Annotated in this window: 15 protein-coding genes; 6 read left to right on the top strand and 9 right to left on the bottom strand. The window is 55.7% G+C overall.

Features of this window, described 5'->3' with window-relative positions:
* The coding region (locus GSQ91_RS25830) for an alpha-L-rhamnosidase (RefSeq protein ID WP_254064401.1) at positions 1-1,866 on the top strand (1,866 nt) is incomplete at its 5' end.
* A 62-nt stretch (positions 1,867-1,928) separates the two neighbouring features.
* Here GSQ91_RS25830 and GSQ91_RS07305 read toward each other — a convergent pair.
* The 7 genes from GSQ91_RS07305 to GSQ91_RS07275 all read right to left on the bottom strand — a co-directional run bounded on the left by GSQ91_RS07305 (position 1,929) and on the right by GSQ91_RS07275 (position 11,758).
* Entirely contained in the window at positions 1,929-2,312 is a 384-nt protein-coding gene (locus GSQ91_RS07305; RefSeq protein ID WP_158820642.1) for a DUF779 domain-containing protein, read from the bottom strand.
* 3 nt (positions 2,313-2,315) lie between these two features.
* Positions 2,316-3,851, bottom strand: a complete 1,536-nt coding sequence (gene adh / locus GSQ91_RS07300; protein WP_158820640.1) for an aldehyde dehydrogenase — start codon at positions 3,849-3,851, stop codon at positions 2,316-2,318.
* A gap of 249 nt (positions 3,852-4,100) precedes the next feature.
* Complete coding sequence (locus GSQ91_RS07295; protein WP_256370368.1) at positions 4,101-6,425, bottom strand: collagen binding domain-containing protein; 2,325 nt, start codon at positions 6,423-6,425, stop codon at positions 4,101-4,103.
* Between the two features lie 84 nt (positions 6,426-6,509).
* Positions 6,510-7,655, bottom strand: coding sequence for a hypothetical protein (locus GSQ91_RS07290; RefSeq protein WP_158820636.1), 1,146 nt, complete (start codon positions 7,653-7,655; stop codon positions 6,510-6,512).
* A gap of 465 nt (positions 7,656-8,120) precedes the next feature.
* The gene (locus GSQ91_RS07285) at positions 8,121-8,642 is read right to left on the bottom strand and encodes a hypothetical protein (RefSeq protein ID WP_158820634.1); all 522 of its coding nucleotides are present in this window, start codon (positions 8,640-8,642) and stop codon (positions 8,121-8,123) included.
* Positions 8,643-8,824: 182 nt separating this feature from the next.
* The gene (locus GSQ91_RS07280) at positions 8,825-9,835 is read right to left on the bottom strand and encodes a hypothetical protein (RefSeq protein ID WP_158820632.1); all 1,011 of its coding nucleotides are present in this window, start codon (positions 9,833-9,835) and stop codon (positions 8,825-8,827) included.
* Positions 9,836-10,099: 264 nt separating this feature from the next.
* On the bottom strand, positions 10,100-11,758 hold the full coding sequence (locus GSQ91_RS07275; RefSeq protein ID WP_158820630.1) for a pyrrolo-quinoline quinone: 1,659 nt from the start codon (positions 11,756-11,758) through the stop codon (positions 10,100-10,102).
* Between the two features lie 328 nt (positions 11,759-12,086).
* Here GSQ91_RS07275 and GSQ91_RS07270 point away from each other — a divergent pair, with 328 nt between their 5' ends.
* Positions 12,087-12,860 carry a TIGR03435 family protein gene (locus GSQ91_RS07270; RefSeq protein ID WP_158820628.1) on the top strand — a complete coding sequence of 258 codons (774 nt, stop codon included), beginning with the start codon at positions 12,087-12,089 and terminating at the stop codon, positions 12,858-12,860.
* A 138-nt stretch (positions 12,861-12,998) separates the two neighbouring features.
* Here GSQ91_RS07270 and GSQ91_RS07265 read toward each other — a convergent pair whose 3' ends face one another.
* Positions 12,999-13,886 carry a hypothetical protein gene (locus GSQ91_RS07265; protein WP_158820627.1) on the bottom strand — a complete coding sequence of 296 codons (888 nt, stop codon included), beginning with the start codon at positions 13,884-13,886 and terminating at the stop codon, positions 12,999-13,001.
* Between the two features lie 249 nt (positions 13,887-14,135).
* On the opposite strand from GSQ91_RS07265, the gene aroC reads away from it, so the two are divergent.
* Genes aroC through GSQ91_RS07245 form a run of 4 tightly spaced genes read left to right on the top strand, consistent with a single transcriptional unit; the run spans position 14,136 to position 18,136 of the window.
* Entirely contained in the window at positions 14,136-15,326 is a 1,191-nt protein-coding gene (gene aroC / locus GSQ91_RS07260) for a chorismate synthase (protein ID WP_158820625.1), read from the top strand.
* 3 nt (positions 15,327-15,329) lie between these two features.
* Positions 15,330-15,866, top strand: a complete 537-nt coding sequence (gene def / locus GSQ91_RS07255; protein WP_158820623.1) for a peptide deformylase — start codon at positions 15,330-15,332, stop codon at positions 15,864-15,866.
* 7 nt (positions 15,867-15,873) lie between these two features.
* A complete protein-coding gene (gene fmt / locus GSQ91_RS07250) occupies positions 15,874-16,809 on the top strand; it encodes a methionyl-tRNA formyltransferase (RefSeq protein ID WP_158820621.1) in 936 nt (311 codons plus the stop codon).
* Positions 16,793-18,136 carry an RsmB/NOP family class I SAM-dependent RNA methyltransferase gene (locus GSQ91_RS07245; protein ID WP_254064412.1) on the top strand — a complete coding sequence of 448 codons (1,344 nt, stop codon included), beginning with the start codon at positions 16,793-16,795 and terminating at the stop codon, positions 18,134-18,136. Before fmt ends, GSQ91_RS07245 begins: the two co-directional genes overlap by 17 nt.
* A gap of 62 nt (positions 18,137-18,198) precedes the next feature.
* On the opposite strand, the gene GSQ91_RS07240 is transcribed toward GSQ91_RS07245, so the two are convergent.
* Complete coding sequence (locus tag GSQ91_RS07240; protein ID WP_158820617.1) at positions 18,199-19,743, bottom strand: glycoside hydrolase family 1 protein; 1,545 nt, start codon at positions 19,741-19,743, stop codon at positions 18,199-18,201.
* Positions 19,744-19,871 lie beyond the last annotated feature (128 nt).

Raw genomic sequence — 19,871 nt, 5'->3', positions numbered from 1 at the left:
CTGCGCGCGCAGCTTGACCTGACACTCGCGAATGGCACGCATCAGACGATCGCCACAGACCCGAGCTGGCTCACCGCCCCCGCGCCTATTACCTTCTCCGAGATCTACGGTGGCGAATCCTACGATGCACGCCTCGCACAGCCTGGTTGGAGCGCGCCCAGTTTCGACGCAGCGCGCTGGACGGCAGCTGTCACTGCAGACCCGCCAGATAGCGGCATGGTCCTCACCGCACAGCCGGACCTGCTCGTCAACACCACGATCACACTGCATCCCATTAAGCTTGATCCCGCCAACGATGCCCATCCGACCATCTACGACATGGGCCAAAACATGGTCGGCAATATCCGTATCCATGTCAGCGGTCCACGTGGCACTGTGGTGCGTCTGCGCTATGCCGAACGGCTCAATCCAGATGGCAGCATCTATACAGAGAACCTTCGCAACGCCGACGCAACAGATACGTACGCCCTCTCCGGCGACGGTGACGAAACCTGGACTCCCGCTTTCACCTTCCATGGCTTTCGCTATGTCGAACTCTCCTACGTGGGTACAGCCCCGCCAACCCCGCCTACTCTCGCTACCATCGATGGTCTTGTCTTTAATAGTCTTCCCGCCAAGCCCTCCGTGCACCTCACCAGTTCCAGCGAGACTCTCAATAAGATGAATGAACTCGGTGCCTGGGGACAGCGAGGCAATTTTGTCTCGATCCCAACCGACTGCCCGCAGCGTGATGAGCGTCTCGGCTGGATGGGCGATGCTGGAGTCTTCTGGCGTACCGGCACCTACAACTTCGACATCGATGCCTTCACGCACAAGTTCATGCTCGATGTGACGGACGCGCAGACGGCTGCAGGCGCATTCACCGATGTTTCACCAAATATCCTGGGACCGAATCCTGGAGCGCCTGGCTGGGGCGATGCGGGTGTTTTTATTCCATACGCCGCATGGCTGCAGTACGGCGATGCCGCCATCGTGGAGCGCTCCTGGCCGGCGATGGAACGCTGGATGGACTTCATTCTGAGCAACAACCCCGACTACATCCGGCGTAAGGCGCTCGGCAATAACTATGCCGACTGGCTTGCGCCAGATCAGAACACTCCCAGCACTCTCATTGGCACCGCCTACTGGGCGCTGGTCGCGCGCGAGATGGCGGAGATGGCTACCGCACTCCATCGCACCGCGGACGCCGAGAAATACCAGCAGCAGTATGACCACATTGCTGCTGCCTACCGTACGGCTTTCGTGAAAGAAGATGGCAGTGTCGAAGGCAATACCCAGACAGCGTATCTTGCCACCATCTTCACGGGGATCGCCCCGTCATCATTGCGTGCCAATATGGTAGATCGTCTTGCAAAGGACATTGAGGCACACGGCACCCATCTCACAACGGGCTTTCTCGGCACGCCGTTCCTGCTGTTTGTGCTCGATGAAAATAACCGCACGGATCTCGCCTTCAAGCTTCTGCTGTCGGATACGTATCCCTCATGGGGCTATATGGTGAAGAAGGGTGCTACTACGTGGTGGGAGCGCTGGAATGGCGATACCGGCGACCCTGGTATGAACTCCTATAACCACTATGCCTTTGGATCCGTTATGGCCTGGGTCTATCGCCGCGCCTCCGGCATCGATACCGACGCCACCGGGCCAGGCTACCATCACCTCACCATTAGCCCTCATTTCGATCCAGCGCTTCCGCAACTCCACACCGAGTACGACTCTGCCTACGGAACAATCGTCTCCGACTGGCAGGAGAGCGGGCACCGCTTCACCATCACGATTCCAGCAAACACGACTGCGACGGTTACCCTGCCGAAGGGCAAGACCGAGGAGATCGGTAGTGGTACGCATGTGTACCACGTCGAATAGCGCAGAGTCGGAAGCCAGGTGGCCCTTGTCTTAGATCATTCCTCTAAGCCTGGGCCACCTGCCTATATGCGACCTGCTGCTCTCAATTGGATAATCTCATCATTGGTGAACACGCGTGACCGCGTGAGAAAGCGCACGCCTTCGGGGCCTTCCAGGGAGAACATGCCGCCGCGTCCTGGAACGACATCGAGAATCAGTTGGGTGTGCTTCCAGTACTCGAACTGGCTTCGGCCTATATAGAACGGTGTTCCCGCTAGCGTTCCTATCAGCACATCCTGATCACCCACGAGAAACTCCCCGCGCGGATAACACATGGGGGAACTGCCGTCGCAGCATCCCCCGGACTGATGAAACATCAGCTCTCCATGTTTCGCGAAGAGCTTCGCCATCAGGTTCAATGCGGCATCCGTTGCCAGCACTTGTTGCGGAATGTCCGGGCCTTTCATGGTCTAGAAAAATCCCAGCGCATTGGGGCTGTAGCTGACGAGTTGGTTCTTCGTCTGCTGGTAATGGTCGAGCATCATCTTGTGGTTCTCTCGCCCGATCCCGGACTGCTTATACCCACCGAACGCTGCGTGTGCCGGGTACAGGTGATAGCAGTTTGTCCATACGCGCCCAGCTTCGATGCCACGGCCAAAGCGATAGGCTCGTGTCATGTCGCGAGTCCAGACACCGGCACCCAGCCCGTAGAGTGTGTCGTTCGCAATCGCCAGCGCTTCCTCGTCATCGCGGAAAGTCGTAACCGAGAGCACCGGCCCAAAGATCTCTTCCTGGAAGATACGCATCTTGTTATTGCCCTTGAAGATCGTAGGCTCGACGTAATAGCCACCTTCGAGATCGCCTTCTAGCTTCTTACGATGGCCTCCCGTCAGTAGCTGCGCGCCCTCCTGTTTTCCGATGTCGATGTAGGAAAGGATCTTCTCCAACTGCTCCTGCGAAGCTTGCGCACCGATCATCGTGTCGCGGTCGAGCGGGTTGCCGTGCTTGATGGCTTTGACGCGAGCGAGCGCCCGCTCCATGAATCGGTGATAAATGGACTCATGAATCAACGCACGGGAAGGGCATGTGCAGACTTCGCCTTGGTTGAATGCAAATAAGGTGAAGCCTTCCAGCGCCTTGTCGAAGAACGCATCGTCCTCCGCCATCACATCAGCAAAGAAGATGTTAGGCGACTTACCACCAAGCTCCAGCGTGACTGGAATGATGGTCTGAGAGGCGTACTGCATGATCAAACGTCCCGTGGTCGTCTCACCAGTAAACGCGACCTTGTTCACCCGTGGATTGGATGCAAGTGGCTTGCCAGCCTCGACACCAAAGCCGTTGACGATGTTCAGCACGCCCGGCGGCAACAGGTCGCCGATAAGCTCCATGAACAGAAGGATGGAGACAGGAGTCTGTTCAGCAGGCTTCAGAACGATGGCGTTACCCGCAGCCAGCGCGGGTGCCAGCTTCCAGCAGGCCATCAGTAGCGGGAAGTTCCACGGAATAATCTGCGCCACGACACCCAGCGGCTCATGGTAGTGATACGCGACGGTATCCTGATCGATCTCTGAGATGCCGCCTTCCTGCGCGCGAATGCAGCCCGCGAAGTATCGAAAATGATCGGCGCACAGCGGCACGTCCGCATTCAGCGACTCGCGAATGGGTTTGCCGTTGTCCCACGTCTCGGCAGTGGCTAGCAGTTCGGTATTGTCGTCGATACGCTGGGCGATCTGTTCCAGGATTCGTGCACGCTGCGCCGCGGAGGTCTTCCCCCAGGCGCGCTTGGCGGCATGTGCGGCGTCGAGTGCCCGGTCGATGTCCGCGGCATTCGAACGTGGCACCTCGCAGAAGACCTCACCCGTTACAGGCGAGACGTTGTCGAAGTATTCTCCGGAAAGCGGTGCAACCCATTCGCCTCCAATGTAGTTGCTATAACGCTTCTTGAACGGAACGGGAAATCCATAGCTGCCGGGGTGTAATTGTGTGTTGGTTGCTGTTGCCATGACCGCTTCCTTCTCCCTATGATCGATCGTCCAGGTGACCTGGAATACGGCGACAAGTATACCTATAGGAGCATTCCTCTGGCCGATCGCGACAGCCATCGATCCAGCCCCAGGAAGCGAAGGGCGTGAACACAGCATGAATTTTCATCTGTCACAGGCTCTGTTGTATTTTCACTGCAGCTAGAAGCATTTACACGCCGTGCTGCATCGGAACCGGCCCGGTAGCAAGCAATGTTTGTCTCGAGCAGGTCAAGGTGTCGATCTTCCGTCATTTGGAATCACTGTGAGTTCAATCTTGCTTTGGCCCGCTTCCTGAATGCTGACGTCTTGACCGAGGCCTTCGAAGGGGGCAAGCACCTCCGGATCTAAATAGGAATCCGGTTCGATGGCATTCCAGGCAAACAACTTATAGTTGCCGGGAGATATACCTTGCAAACTGAAATTTCCGGACTGATCAGTGGCGATCTTTTTGTAAAGGTCCTCGCGGTCTCGGAGCGGTGGCTGGGGAATGAGCACCACGGTAGCTGATTTGACGGGCTGATGTTGGTCATCAATCAGATCGCCATCGATCTTTCCCCCATTGGCGCTTAAGACAAACTCGATCGGAGAAGATCCTTGTGCGAGTTGAACGTCAGTAGACGTTACATCGCTCGTGCCCACAGAGACCGATCTCACGTAACAGTTTCCTGTGAGTCCTGAAAGCTTGAGGGAGTAGTGATCGGGACGAAGATTCTCCAGTATGAATAGTCCACTATCGTTTACCGCAGCCCTTGCATTATGGGGCGCGCCTTGCTCCCCGGTCGACTGCGCACTGATGCCAAGACCGGAAAAGAGGCACTGATCCGAACCTTCGGCGACGACATGTCCTCGAACAGGGAAAGAACGTGTCAGTCCAACAGCAAGTCCACTCACATCCGCTTTAGTAAGGTTGACCAATTGAGAGGCTGCATATTGAGCGTCTCCAATCTGGGTGTCCACTGCGAGTGTGTAGCTGCCGGGAGGAACTCCATCGATTGCAAAAGCGCCAGTGTGTGCGTCCACTGAAGCAGTTCGCTGACTAAACTTCACAATCAGGGTAGGGTCTCGAGGCAAGAGCACGGCCATCGGAGGATTGGTAAAGCGCGTGCCTGACGGAAAGAGAACTCTGCCGCTCACAGTCCACTTATGCATCCTGAACAGGGCTACATCGATAGAGCTTTGAATGCTCCCGGGCGTAATTTCCAGCGGAGTCGCGTCGGCAAGAGTCAAAGCCTCTGGATAAAAAGTATTTACAAAGTCCTCTTGAGGAGGACTACTTTGTATGGTGTTTGCATCGGCGAATCTCGGAGAGCCAGGAGCGGTGCCATCGCGGTACGTGACGCTCAAATAGTAGTGCCCTGGCTGAAGATCAAACAACCTATACTCACCCAGATCGTTGGTGTAGGTACGGCTGGCAAGGATAAGTTTTCGCCGGCCTGCGACGAAAGACGAACGGACCGCCATCACGATGGCATTCGAGAGGGGAACGCTGCCTTCAAGAACTCTTCCTGCAATCACTCCTTGCGGAACCAAGCGCAGGTCCACAGTATCGAGAGTCTGGCCTGCTGCAGTTGTGATGTTGTGTTCGGAGCCCGTTGATCCGAGACTCCATGGCGCATGAGCCAGGAAACCATTATGGACTGCGGAGATACGATATGTGCCAGGAGGAACGCCGCTAAAGCTAAAGTGTCCCGATGTATCTGATCGAGTGCTTGGTTCTTGAGAAGTATCTCCGCCTAGCAACTCTATCTGAGCATTCGAGACTGCATCTCCGGTGGCCGAATTCAACACCTGTCCCTGAATAGTGGCGCTCTCGGCGGCAGACAAGCTTTGAGTGTCGGAGCCCGTTGTTGCAGCCTTCTTTGGAAATTCCAGATTAATCCCCGTGATCATGCTGCCTGCGGCTATCTCGAGGCCGTTCGCCGCGTCCTGACTGGCGCTGGGAGGATAAAAAAGGGTCCGAACCGCGGGCCCTTGCGAATCATTTGTCGTATGAGCAGTAGAGTCGCGCTGATTGACCTTGACATAGTACTGTCCGGGGGGCAGGCCATGCAGCCGGTAGGTTCCTAGATCGTTGGTGGTCGTTTGAGCGATGTGGGATAACGAGGTCGTTCCGTCTTTCATCGTCACGCGCAAAGCTGCGACCACTGCACCGGAAAGAGGATCGCCATCATCGGCAAACACAGTACCCGCAATGACCCCGAGCGGTGCAAGCTGAAGTTTGCTATCCACTGGGTCCGCTCCGACGCTCGCTGTAACCGGTAGGCTGGGCAAAAAATCGGGACGATCGGCGGTCAGTGAATAACTTCCCTGGGCGAGGTTGTTAAATTGAAAGTGCCCGATAGCGTCAGTGACTGTGGAGACACTGACGGTTTGATCGTCTTGTTTTGCGAGGCGTACATCTGCGAAAGGTACGGGTGCGCCAGTTGATTGATTGGCCACGATTCCTTCAAGCGTGGACGATTTTGTTGGAACCGTTTGGGCATGAGACGCCACTCCGAGCAGGCAGCTCGATATGAAACTCGCGACCACACACGGCAAGAAAGATGGTTTCATATTCTTTTTGGCCCTTACCTGCTATGTCTTTCCATCAGGCTCATCCGTTGTAAAACACTTTTGATGTCGCCACGTTCTGGCCGATCATTGTGGCGTCCCTATGTCTGGTCCTACCATGCGCTCAAACACTGCAGCCATCCCATCGTCATAGACCAATCGATATCCTGGCGTTTCACGCAGGGCTTCCGCCAAACCTGTTCTGCTCCCCAGGAGCAGAGTACGCGCATGAACGAGTGTTGGCTCTTTACCGGGCGGAAGTTCGCCATCCCAGACCTTGTATTGTCGAATTGTTATCTCGTCGCCATAGAGGTCGGTACGTCCGTCAATCGCTACGGGGTAATCCGGCAAATACCAGGTAAGGAAGCCGCCCCAATTTAGAGGATTGAAGATGGGTGGGGGAAGGTGGTTTCCTAAAATTGCATTGCAGGCCTTTACCGGAAAGCCTTCACCGACTTTGAGCAAAAGTGATTCTTGGCTAGAGGGAATATACCGAACGATGGATACGATGAGCAGCACCGCGACTAACGAGGCAACGATATGTTTTTCCCTGGTAAAACGAGGCAAGCCTTCTTGCCAGACTTGCTTCTCTGCAAAGTAGGCGTCTCCAATGGTTGCAATAGAGACCAATACCATGAACCAGGTGTCGCGCTGCTGGTGAAAACCAATCAGCGCAGAGATGGCTAGCAACGCGATAGCAAACAAATTCCTGGAACGCCGCTGGCCCAACGCGAAGCACGCCGCCATGACGAGCAACAAGCGCACATAGTGTTCTGGCCAATGAAAGTTCATGGCGCGCATCTCGAGAATGTAATCGTAGACTGCTGTGCTATGAGCGTATTGCCAGGCGACTTGATACGTGTGATAGGTATACGGCGTGATCAGCGTAGCGAGTCCACAGACGCTCATTACGGCCACTACATAAGCTGCGCTCAAAGGAGGGCTTTGGCTGGTAAACCAGTTTGTACCCAATCGACGCGCAAAGCTTTCCAGTAGCACGACCGCTGCAAACAAACCGATTACGAAAAGTCCGTATACGAATTGGATATGCAGGTTTGCCCAAAGGATGAAGAGCAACGGCAGCCAAAGTAGATTGCGTACTCTCCCTGTCCGGCGAACTTCAAACAGTACGATCAGTGTAATCCCAAGCAATAGGATCGACAGAGAGCCGGGACGCACCTTGAAATCCGGAATCGCATACTGTCCGATAGCGGAAAGGAGGGCTGCCGGCAAGAAACTCCGAAACGATCCGCGCGCTAAGAGGAATGCCACGAGGGCGAAGGCGGCTTTAAAACACACCTGAAGAATTGGAATGCCCCTCAGACCAAACAATTTGTAAAAGAAGGCCGTTAGGACATCGAACCCCCAACTATAGGCTATCCAGGGCTGCCTTGAGTACTGCGTAAAGAGCGCCGTATGAGGCACAGCGTGGTTATGGAGAATCCAGATACCCGTGCGCAGATGCCACCAGATGTCGTAATCTTTCAGTGCCGTAAGGTGGTAAGCCTCATAAATACCAGCCCACGAAAACAACAGAAGTAACACCGGCACGCGAAGTAGTTCAACGTGAAACGAGCTTCGGACTGCGGGTAGAAGCTGTACTTCGTCGGAGCTGGCACTTATAGGCATAAGGCAATAACCTTCTGCAAGGAATGATTGCTCATCATCATGAAGCTGATGTAGTTATCTTGCGTCTTCTCAATTCAAAGGGAATGGCTTTGACGGTTTTCCCGCGGGCATCTGTGGCTTCTGTGAAGCACACAAATTCCCGAGATGCTGAAAGGCATCGCCCAATTGAATGATCTTTTCTTTTCCAAAGCCTGGGTCGCGGCCAAACTCGATCTCTATGAGATCGGTTGCAACGTAGCTTCGAGGTCTCCCCCAATGCATGCTCTTCGTGCGGTTCCTGAAGAATAAGGCCGGGACCGTGGGCGTGTATTTGAATTGCTTGCTGCCTTCGTCTACCTGGTACGTTACTGAATTTAAGTCCCATAACGGGATCGTATACACAACCTCTCTATGCCGGCCGTTGCTCACGGATGCCTTGTCGATCGTCAGTTGGCAATTGTTGAGTTGGAGATTGCTGTAGCTGGTGGTGCGATGCCAGTTGTATCCCTTGTCCGCGCGGGACACGTCGTGGGTTGAGCCACTGAACTTCATCTGTCGCTTGATCGACAGAAATGTCTCATTGAGCGTGCGCGAGTCACCTCGCTTTGCCACGATCCCTTGTTCGTATATGCTCTTTGCGGATTGCGCGAAGGGGATTACCAATGCGGATGCTAAGAACAAGATCAAACACAACACGCTGGGTCTCATAGGCCTCGATTTCCTCTGCGATCGGGATCGAAAAGCTGCCAGACCCCACGTTGTGCAGGGCCTGGCAACAACTCACTTGCTACTAGTTACCAGCATGTATTTGTATTGCTGTTGTATAGGGGGGTAGTGTTGACGGACTCGTTGCTCGGCGGATTCTCAATGATGGTCTGTCCGTCAAGCGTCAGGGAGTCTTCGCAGTTATCCACATCATTATCGTTGGCTGGCGGATTGCCGCCGATCCAAAGGTCGATGTGATATTTCTGTTTGGTTACCCAGTCGTTTTCGCAATTACCGGGATCGGGTCCAGAACCACTGCATTCGTCTTCAAGAATGAAGTATTTCTGGAAATGCGGGTCATAGACGATCGCGCCGACTGGCATCTCTCCGTTCGAGAGAGCATCTGTCGCAAAGGTGCCCGGATTGCTGTAGCTTTGCCCCGCTGTGGCTACGTTATGGATCGTCGGGTAGCCCCCGTTCGCCGGATACGCAATCGCGTCTCCTGCTGGTGAGTTATCAGGCCAGCCGTACAAGGTAACGTATACGTTGCTGAGGGTTGTGCCGCCACCTCCGCTACTGCCGCCGCCACTTACGGTGATGTGGTCAACATCAGGAGCAGGCCCACTCGCATTGAAGAATCCAACGGAGTTACCACTGCCTGCTGTGAAGCTAGCCTGGAAGGTGACTGGCGCCGCTGGAGAGGTCCAACTGCTGCCTGTCAGGTTACTCAGGGTTGGGCCCGCCACGCCGTTGATTTGTGTCGTGAAAGTGCGGGCACCACCGTCACTACCTTCCGTGTAATACAGCGTCACCGTATAGGTTCCGGTGCTTGGAACACTGATACTTTTGATTCTCAGGTAGTTAGCGCTGCCATTTCCGATATTGCCTATTCGTTCGCCATTCAGGCATCCCGAACAGCTCTCGACTACGGCGGTGCCTTCGATAGCGTTGGCACTAGCGTTACCTTCGTAAACGGTTTGAGCGTGCAGCGTAAGTGGAACCAGAAACGCTGTTGCCAGTGAGAGGAAAAAAAGCTGTGACGAGCGCCTTCGACAGATTGATTCAATAAAGTGGCTTGCGCCAGTGCTGATGCGTGACATGTTGCCTCCTTTTACTGCTGAGTGATTTGGATTTTGGGGCCCGGGAGGAAGCTAATCTTTGTTCTCGCAATTCATGCAGCCCAGCCCGACGCATCAACGCCTCGGGCCGTCTTCTTCATCCGGTTGAATCAAGGTAATTCCACCGGTAGCTAGCCAGTATCGTGACGGAAACTGGCGATGTCAAGCATTTAATCCATATTTGTAACGATTTAATACAGCTACCCAAAACATCCTGTCAGACATCGTTTCATTCTTGATCTTTGTTTAATGGGGTGTTTTGGAGCTTGTCGGCGATGCGGATCTCATGTCCTGGGACAACAGGCCATACGCTACCAGGGCGTCCTGGGTGCCAGCGTATACCTTCCCATTAGCCACAATCGGGACTGAGAATTTCACATACGCTCCAAGGGCATCGCGTGTTGCCACCTGGTTGCTATCGTAGAGCTCGTTGCTGAGGTTGGAAGGGTCGTAGGCGCGCAATACGCCTTTGCTTTCCAGCAGCCAGAGAATCGCATCCGCTTTGCCGTTCGCTGAAATAGTAGGCACGCATCCGGGGAACTCGAATTGTGCTGTGGTCTGAGAACGGGCACTTGTTTCCAGCTTCCCATCGGAGATGGGGAATTGCTTCAAGCTATTGCCGGTGCCACAGAAATAGACCGATCCATTGAAATACGCAGGCTTGCCGAGATAGACAAATTGGGTGATAGCTCCCGTAAACGATTGCACAACCTGGCTATCGGAATCCGAATGGTGACCGCCCATGTGATCGCGATCGATCAGGTAGATTCGGCCATCCTTCGCGGCTCCAACCAGGAGATGAGGATGCAATGCGCTTCCCACATCGTCAGGCAGTACAAGAATGCCGCTGGAGCCTAGATCGATGTCGTGACGATTCATATGCACAACGTCGAATGGCGCGAAGTAGTCCTCGAACTTCAGGCCATGCTGGGTGGAAAGCCGAATATAGCTCTGCCCAAGGTTACCTCCACCTGTGTTGTAATCGAAGCTCCCATTGCCGGCGGCCAGAAAGATATTCCCGTTGTTGTCTGCCGCCGGTGCTGCGCCGCTGTTCCAGAAAGAGGCCTCCACACCGTTGGGAGTATTGTTGAACACAGACACCTGACGAAGCGTTTTAGAGTCGTACCCAATCAACCACCCGTGGTAGGGGTCTAGTCCCTGACATTGTTGCGACCATGCGGTGTACACCACGCCATTCAGGAGCAACAGCCCAGGTCGCTGCCTTTGATTCTTAGGCGTAAAGACGACTTTGTCTGATCCATCTCCGGTGCCGGGCACGGTTGCCTCTATCTTTACAGGGCTTCCGGGACGTTCTTTGCCGGTCTTCACGTCCAAAGCATGCAAATGATGCACATAGGAGGCCGTGTTGCTGTCCGACTCCTTAGTCATGCTTTCGACATAAAGTGTTCCTGTCGCTATATCAATGACCGAAGTGCTGGTAACTCCGACTTCGGGGACAATTGCCGGGCAGCGAAGGTAATCCCGCGAAGGTACAGAGGTTATCCCCTTGTCTGGGTCGATGAAGCTTACATGCCATAACGGGTTTGCATCTTCGCCTCGGTTGTCGTCGGCATCGAAGGCATAAACGCTGTCATGCTCCGTGGCAACATAGACCACGTTGTGCACGTGTTTCCCTTTGATCTTTACCTTTGAAAGATAAAGCGGTTGCCCATAGATCGTTCCATCGACGGGTTGCCGGAAAAGTCTGCCGAATCGGGTAGAGCTTATGGTGCTCGGTGTAAGCGTCTTTTCTTGTAGATTGGAGCCGACACGTGTGTTGTCGTATTGGTACGTCACAACATTTACCTGAGCTTTGAGTGAAAACGTCCACACCAACAGGGTAACCAGCACGAGAAATTTTCCTGACGAAATACACCTGCGGAAGCCTGCATCGGGGATAGCCAAAGTTCCTCCTCGTTGGACGTGGTTTTGAACTGATCACCAAAGATACGCTTATATGCTGGAGTTTCAATCGTTCTAATGCCTGACATCCTACTACACGACTTCATACTCTCTCCAAAAAATAAACGCACTCATCCCTTAGCCAGATAATTTTCATCGGATGTGACTACTTTTCATCCGCATCGTAAAGTTACGAGTGTGGAATGTTGAAGCTTTAGACTGGGAAGTGATATCGTCATCGGTTTCGACGCGTTCTATTGAGATCTTGTCGCCAATGCCTGCGACGAACTTGGCCTGAACCGAAGTTGCAAGGTTGTTCGGAGGATGGTGGATGCGGAGTGCGGCTTTACTTTCATGGTGCTTTCTAGTTTGTGGGTTGCTGCCGGCGCAGCAAGTCCCTTCAGCGTCACCGACGTTTGCTGTCGCGACAATCAAACCGAGCGAGCCGGATGCCGTGGCCGTTACGCAGATTCGTGGCAATCGCTTTGCCACAGAAGGCACTACGTTCGTGGATGTCTTCAAATATGCATACAGCGTGCATCCGGATCAGCTTGTTGGCGGGCCTGAGTGGCTACGGACAGAGAAGTTCGACATCCTTGCCGACCCCGAGACAGAAAAGCGGCCAAGTTCCGATCAGATGAAGATTATGGTTCAGCAGCTTCTCGTGGAGCGCTTTCACATAGCGATGCATCACGAACAGAAGATTCTTCCGGTGTACGCGCTGGTGAAAACGGCGGAGGCACCAAAGCTCACCAAGAGCACTGCCGATCCGAACGGGATACCCGTGGTCGGCTATAGCCCAGGTGGCACCCTGCAGGTGGGCAATGCAACGATGGCAAACTTCGCTACGTTTTTGCAGCGCTTCGTGCTTGATCGGCCAGCGGTTGATCAGACGGGCATTGCCGGGCGCTTTGATCTTGTGCTGCGATGGACGCCTGACAACTTTCGTGCGAACGGCAAACCTGGCGATTCCCAGGAGGATGCCTCTGCACCGCCGAATTTATTTACTGCGATCAAGGAGCAGCTTGGGCTGAAGCTACTACCGGAGAAGGCCTCTACTGATGTGTTCGTAATCGACCGCGCGGAGCGGCCTTCGGAGAATTAGAGGAATGCCCATACAGATGTAGAAGCGCAGAACGGAAGGAACTGGTGAGTCGGACACTCATGACCCGCCAACATAGAGAAATAGCAACGCACTTGGGTATGCAAGTACGCTAATCAGATCAACCTGCACAAGCGATCCCTATTTCACTTCCACATAAGCGGTACCATTCCAAACAAATCTCCGTTTGGACAAAGTACGGCCAGGACGGTTTGTACTTGGACCATCAGTCAAAGTTTCTACATTGTGATGCTCGACAACCAAGAGATCGAAGTGATCTCTGGTCTTCTGGGGGCTTACCTGCAGGACTGTTTTCGAAGAATCCATTTCATTGGGGCCCCTCTCCTCCATGCTGGAACTCATGATCTCGGAAAATACTGGTTTTAACTCATGCCCAACCAGTTCGAATAACGTGAGATCTTCGTACTCACCTTCACCTGCAATGTAAAAAGAGTGAAACTTTGTCCGTACGCCTATGACGGTTTCTGTTGGTGTGATCCGATAGGGGGCAAAGTCGAAATCAAATTCCTTGCATAAGTCGCCGTCCGGACTGTGGCCGGGATCGCCCGGCGTATCAGGCGTCTTATCCACTTGATCTGCTCCTCGGGGTAATTCGCGGCAATGATTCCCAAATCCGTGCGGCCCGCTGGACTTCGCAGAGGTGATCCATCGACCGTTGACGAACTCCAAAAGTGCCAGCGTAGGCTGAAGACGGGCTGCGCGAACCACTTCCACCGCATCACTCTCGCCCAGGTCGTCACTGACTGAGGCTGTGATGTACACCATCGCCAGGAAGCTGCCAGGACGATTGTTCCAGGGCTTGATTTGAAAGTGCAGATGCGGATCATGGGCCAGTTCTTTGCTCCCGATTGCATCGAGAATCTCTTCTTTACTGGGAAGGACAGCTGTTTTACTGGGAATTTGAGCGGGACAAGGTCGATATCCAAACAGGAATAGCGCCAACAGCACAGAGAGCGCCTTCCTGTATGTCAAAAATGTGGACGAGATAGGTGGGTTGATCATGGTCATGGCTTTTGATTCGCGAAAATGTCTAAAACGAGAGAGATTCTATCTTGTAGCAGAACATTAGCAGGAGTATTCGCTCCTAACCACCGTTTTAGGGGAGGGACGACTCGTGAAGCCCTGCTGAAAGTGATAGAGATCGTCTCAGCCCCAGCTACTCCTTCGTATCGACTTCCAGCAGATCAACGCTGAACCAAACTGTCTCACAGTGGTCTGGCCCAGAACTTACGTGTGTCTCGCTATAATTAACTCTTCATGCTTCGTTTCTCAACAGCCGGCGAAAGCCACGGCGAATCCCTCGTAGCCCTTATCAGCGGACTTCCGGCGGGTGTTCCCGTCGATCAGGAGTTTCTCGACCATGAGCTCTGGCGCCGCCAGCAGGGCTATGGCCGTGGTGGCCGCATGCGTATCGAGCGCGACACCGCGCACATCCTCTCCGGCGTCCGCCACGGCAAGACCATCGGCTCGCCTGTCGCCATGACGCTCGCCAACCGCGACTGGAAGAACTGGGAAGAGATTCTTCCCGTCGGCGAGGGCGACGCCGAAAAGCACAAGGCAGTCGCCAGCCCCAGACCTGGCCATGCCGACCTCGCCGGCGCTCTGAAGTACGACTTTAAAGATGCGCGCTATATTCTGGAGCGCGCCTCGGCCCGCGAGTCGGCGGCACGAGTGGCCTGCGGTGCAGTCGCGAAGCTGCTCCTCCGCGCACTCGGTATTGAGGTCGCGAGCCACGTCATCCGTGTCGGCTCTGCGGAGCTCTCGCGCGAAGCCAGCTTCGCGGAGATCGCGGCTCTTGCCCAGCGCGAAGAGGTTCTGCTGGCCTGCGTCGACCCTGAGTCCGAGGCCCGCATGAAGGCCGAGGTCGACAACGCCCTCCGTACAGGCGACACCATCGGCGGCGTCTTTGAGGTCGTGGTTCACGGCCTCCCCCCGGGTGTTGGTACCCACGTCAACTGGGACGAGCGGATCGACGGTCTGCTGGCCCAGGCAGTGATGAGCCTCCAGGCTGTCAAAGCCGTAGAACTCGGCAGGGGGGTGACGGCAGCACAGTCGCCCGGATCGAAGGTGCACGACGCGATCGCATACGAAGCCGAACCCGTGCCGGAGGATGCCGGAAAGTTTACCCGCTTCACCCGAGAGCACAACAACGCAGGCGGCATCGAGGGCGGTATCTCGAACGGGGAAGATCTGGTCGTTCGTGGCTATCTCAAGCCGATCTCGACGCTGCGCCGTCCGCTAGCCTCCGTCTCCTTCGAAACCCGTGAGACCACCAAAGCTGCCTACGAGCGTTCCGACGTTTGTGTCGTTCCGGCAGCCGGAGTCGCCGCCGAGGCGATGGTCGCGCTCACAGTTGCGCGGCTGGTGATCGAAAAATTCGGTGGCGACAGCCTCCGTGAGCTTCACCGCAACTTCAGTAGCTACTGCGAACAGATACGAGCCTTTTGATCGATGCCTAAAGAAGACACCAAGCCGAACAAGATCCACGAAGTCGTAAAGTACCCGGATCCTGTCCTCTCCAAGCCCGGTGAGAAAATCACCGAGTTCACCCCTGAGCTGGCCCAGCTCGTCGATGAGATGTTCGACAGCATGTATGCGGCCCAGGGGATTGGCCTGGCTGCACCGCAGATTGGTATCTCCAAACAAATCACAGTGATAGACGTAAGCTTTAAAGAACGACCCGAAGATAAGTTGACCCTTATTAACCCCGAGATCATCACCCGCGAGGGCAAGCAGTTCGAAGAGGAAGGCTGCCTCAGTCTCCCCGAGATTCGCGAGAAGGTACATCGTGCCGCCAAGGTTAAAGTTCGTGCTCAGAATGTAAAAGGTGAGTTTTTTGAAGTAGAAGGTGAAGAGCTGTTATCCCGGGCACTGCAGCATGAGATCGACCATCTGCACGGCATACTCTTTATTGACCACCTCAGCCGTCTGAAGCGGGACTTCGTCCACAGGCGCATTCGTAAGCTCCAGAAGAACGGCGAGTGGTAGACACCCAATGAAGCTAGTTTTCTGTGGCACCCCCGAGTTTGCGGTTCCGACCTTGCGCGCCGTCCTCGACGCTGGGCATGAGGTGGCGCTGGTTCTTACCCAGCCGGACCGCCCCGCCGGTCGCAAGATGGAGTTGCAGGCTCCAGCGGTAAAGCGTCTGGCGCTAGAACGTAAGCTGCGCGTTCTGCAGCCGGAGCGCATCAAAAACAACCAGGAACTTCGTGGGACGTTGGAAGCCATGCAGCCGGATGCCATTCTGGTCGTCGCGTACGGTCGCATCATCCCGGGCTGGATGCTCGAGCTGCCACGCCTGGGCAATATCAATCTGCACGGGTCTTTGCTGCCGAAATATCGGGGCGCTGCTCCGATCCAGTGGGCTGTCGCCAACGGCGAAATCGAGACGGGAGTGACAACGATGCGTCTCGACGTCGGACTCGACACGGGCGATATCTTGTTGGAAAAACGGGTTCCTATCGGTCCCGACACAACGGCTTCCGACATTTTTTCACAGCTTTCCCTCGTCGGTGCCGAGTTGATGATCCAGACCCTCAAAGGGCTTGGACAGGGCACCCTTGTCGGGAAACCTCAGAATCACGCCGAAGCTACGCTCGCCCCCATCCTGAATCGTGAGGAGGGCCGGCTCAACCTGGCTGAACGCACAGCGCAGGAGGTCTACAACCGTTGGCGCGGATTTTATCCCTGGCCCGGCGCTCATGCGACGCTGCGCGGCAAGCGCTTCCTCGTCCACCAAATGCACCTATCGTCGGCTGACAAAAAGCTGCTTCCGGGGGATCTCGATGGCTCTACTGGTGAGCTTCTAGTGGGAGCTGCCGGAGGGACCTTGCTCGCTCTCGACGAGGTGCAACTCGAAGGGAAGCCTAAACTTAAGGGTATGAACTTCGTGCGTGACTTCCAGCTTCAATCGGGTGAACGTCTTGACTGAACCTCGCAGGCCGGGAAGACCGCCACAGCGGCGTCCCGCAAAATCCACCCAGAAACCGTTAGCCAGCATCACCCCGGCACGCTCGGCAGCCTTCGAGATTTTGCAGCGAGTCGCCACAAATACTGCGCATAGCGATGACCTGTTGCATGCGCCTGGGATGTCGCAGCTCTCGCAAGCCGATCGTAATCTGACGATGGCGTTGGTCTTGGGCACACTGCGCTGGCAGATCGCACTCGACGCCCGCATCAAGCCTCTGCTGCAGCGTCCTGAACTCGCTTTGGCGCAGCCCATCCTGACAGCGCTACGGCTTGGTGCCTTCCAGTTGCTGCACATGGATCGCATTCCAGCCCATGCAGCTCTCAGCGAGAGTGTCGAACTCGTTCGTTCCGCCGGGCATCCGCACGCCGTGGGCATGGTGAATGCCGTGCTTCGCAAGCTGGCTTCGGCCAAGCCGGTGGGCCAGCGGTTGCACGAATCTACCGGAGTCTTTGCCGAGCGCCTCGGGCATCCCCTTTGGCTCGTCGAGCGATGGGTCGCAAACTATGGCCGGGCAGCCGCGCAGGCAATCTGCGAGTACGACCAGCAGGAGCCGCAATCTGGAAATCTATTCCAGCCAATAGATAGCGCAGAATCCGCAAGCCTCCCTCGACTCGATGACGGCTCGCGGCTGGTGGCGGAGCTTACTGCAGCTTGTGTGCCCGGAGCGCAGCGTATCTGGGACTGCTGCGCCGCGCCTGGAGGCAAGACCCTCTTGCTGGCACAGCGGCATCCGCAGGCGGATCTGCTGGCAACCGATGTAAGTCCCCGACGGCTGCTTGCTCTCTCCCAACGGCTGCAGCGAGACGCTCCCGGCAGCAAAATTCGCGCGGTTGAATCCGACGCTGCCACGCTCTCAGCAGACGAAGGCCTCTTCGACCTGATTCTCTGTGATGTCCCCTGTAGTGGTACTGGAACCCTCGCGCGGAACCCAGAGATTCGTCACCACTTGCGCCCGAGTGATCTGTCTCGCCAGGCCGAGCGTCAGCGGACGATTCTTTCCGCAGCACTGCAGCGGCTCGCTCCAGAAGGTCGACTCGTCTATTCCACTTGCTCGCTGGAGCCGGAGGAGAACGAGCAGATCGTGACTGCTGTCCTTGAAGGGCTTGCAACCAAAGTCGCGATCTCTCGCATTCCCGTAGAGCCAACGGTCACTAAGCTGAAGGAGCAGGGAACTCTCGTTCCCGAAGCCGATCTTACGAAACTCACGCGCGATGGTTTTCTCCGGACGTTGCCGGGTTCAGGCTTTGAGGGCGACGGTTTCTTTGCCGCACTCTTTACCCGGTCATGATGGTGCGCCATACGAAACGTCGTAGCATCGGTCTTCCCTGCGAGCAGGACTGGGAAGAGTAGTCACACATCGAGCCGGTTGGAGGCAGCAACTCGACCGTACCAAAGGCCCGAATCCTTGATTGTGCGCTTCTGGTTGCGAAAGTCGTTATAGATCAACCCATAGCGCTCGGTATAACCCTCGCCCCATTGGAAGTTGTCGAGAAGGGTCCAGGCATGAAAGGCGCGAACCTTAGCTCCATCGGCAATCGCGCGAGCCAGTTCGGCGAGCACCTCGCGATACCACTGGATGCGCCGCCCATCCGGTATGCGTCCGTTTTGTTCTTCATCGGGGCCATCGAGATAACCGCATCCGCTCTCGGTGATCTCGATGATCGGGTGGTTGTAGTCCCTTGAAATCTGGGAGACCAGATCGTAGATGCCGCGCGGCCATACTTCCAAACCGGCGTCGGTAAGCGGACCCTCAGTGGGCATCCCGGCGCGGAAGCGTGTGTACGGATCGCGCCCGCCCGGTGAATTGCTCTCAATCTCAGTGCCGCTGAAATTGCCTCCGCTCCGAAATTGCTCCTTGCTCGCATCCGAGACGATGCGGCGCGTGTAGTAGTGAAAGCCCACCCAGTCCAACGGCGCATAGAGGAGCTTTTCGTCGCCCGCCTTAAAACCCATCACCTCATAGGGCGGTTCTCCAATAAAGGCCTTCGGGTAACGGCCATGCATGGCCGCTTCCAGGAAGAAGACATTGTTCATCGCATGGTATCGAGCAGCGGCTGCGCGATCGTCGTCCGAGTCTGTCTTCGGGTAGGCGGGGGCCATCTCATACGCGCTTCCCACCGTTGCCTTGGGAGAGGCTGCTTTCACTGCGCGATGCGCCTCTGCCTGCGCAAGAGCCAGCGTGTGTGCTGCTTTCAGAAAGTCACTGAAGCTGGTTCGGCAAGGCGGAAACACGCCTGCGGCATAGCCCATGAAGGCTATCGCCCAGGGCATGTTAAAGGGGGCCCACGTCGTAATTCGATCACCGAGATGCTTGGCGAGAATGCCGGCGTAGTCTGCGAAGTAGTTAGCCAGGTCCCGATTCGGCCAGCCTCCCCGATCTTCGAGTGCCTGCGGAAGGTCCCAGTGGTACATCGTGCACCAGGGCCGGATGCCGGCCTCAAGCAAAGCATCGACGAAGCGGCTGTAGTGATCCACCCCCTTCATGTTCGGGGCGCCGGTCCCGGTAGGTTGAATGCGCGGCCAGGAGATGGAAAAGCGTTGGCTCTTCTGATTAAGGCGTTTAGCCAATGCAATGTCCTGCCGGTAGAGATGGTACTGATCGCACGCAACATCGCCTGTTACGCCGCCTCTTACTTTCCCGGGTGTATGGGTAAATCTGTCCCATATCGATTCGCCCTTGCCGTCCTCATTCCACGCGCCTTCCACCTGGTAGGAGGCTGTAGCGGTGCCCCAAAGAAAGCCCTCTGGAAAGCGAGCGTTCTGTATCAACGCTTCAGGCACCGAACCGGGAACCTGATCTGCAGAGCGTGGTACAGCGGTATAGCCAGCATGCGGAGACAGCACAGCGCCTGCGGCGGCGGCCAGGGAACGAGTTGCAAATTCGCGACGGTCCATAGTCTTTCCTTTCAAACACCTGTCAGAATGCTTCCAGTCGTGGACAGTAACAGACAGCGAACGGCGATACCTCCTACTTTAGGAGGAGTACATCGTCGATTACCAGGAGGCGTCCAGGCACAATCATT

This window comes from Granulicella sp. S156 (assembly GCF_009766105.1).
Lineage (GTDB): Bacteria > Acidobacteriota > Terriglobia > Terriglobales > Acidobacteriaceae > Granulicella.
The sequence above is the reverse complement of the archived record's forward strand: the minus strand, read 5'-3'. Positions and strand labels throughout refer to the sequence as shown.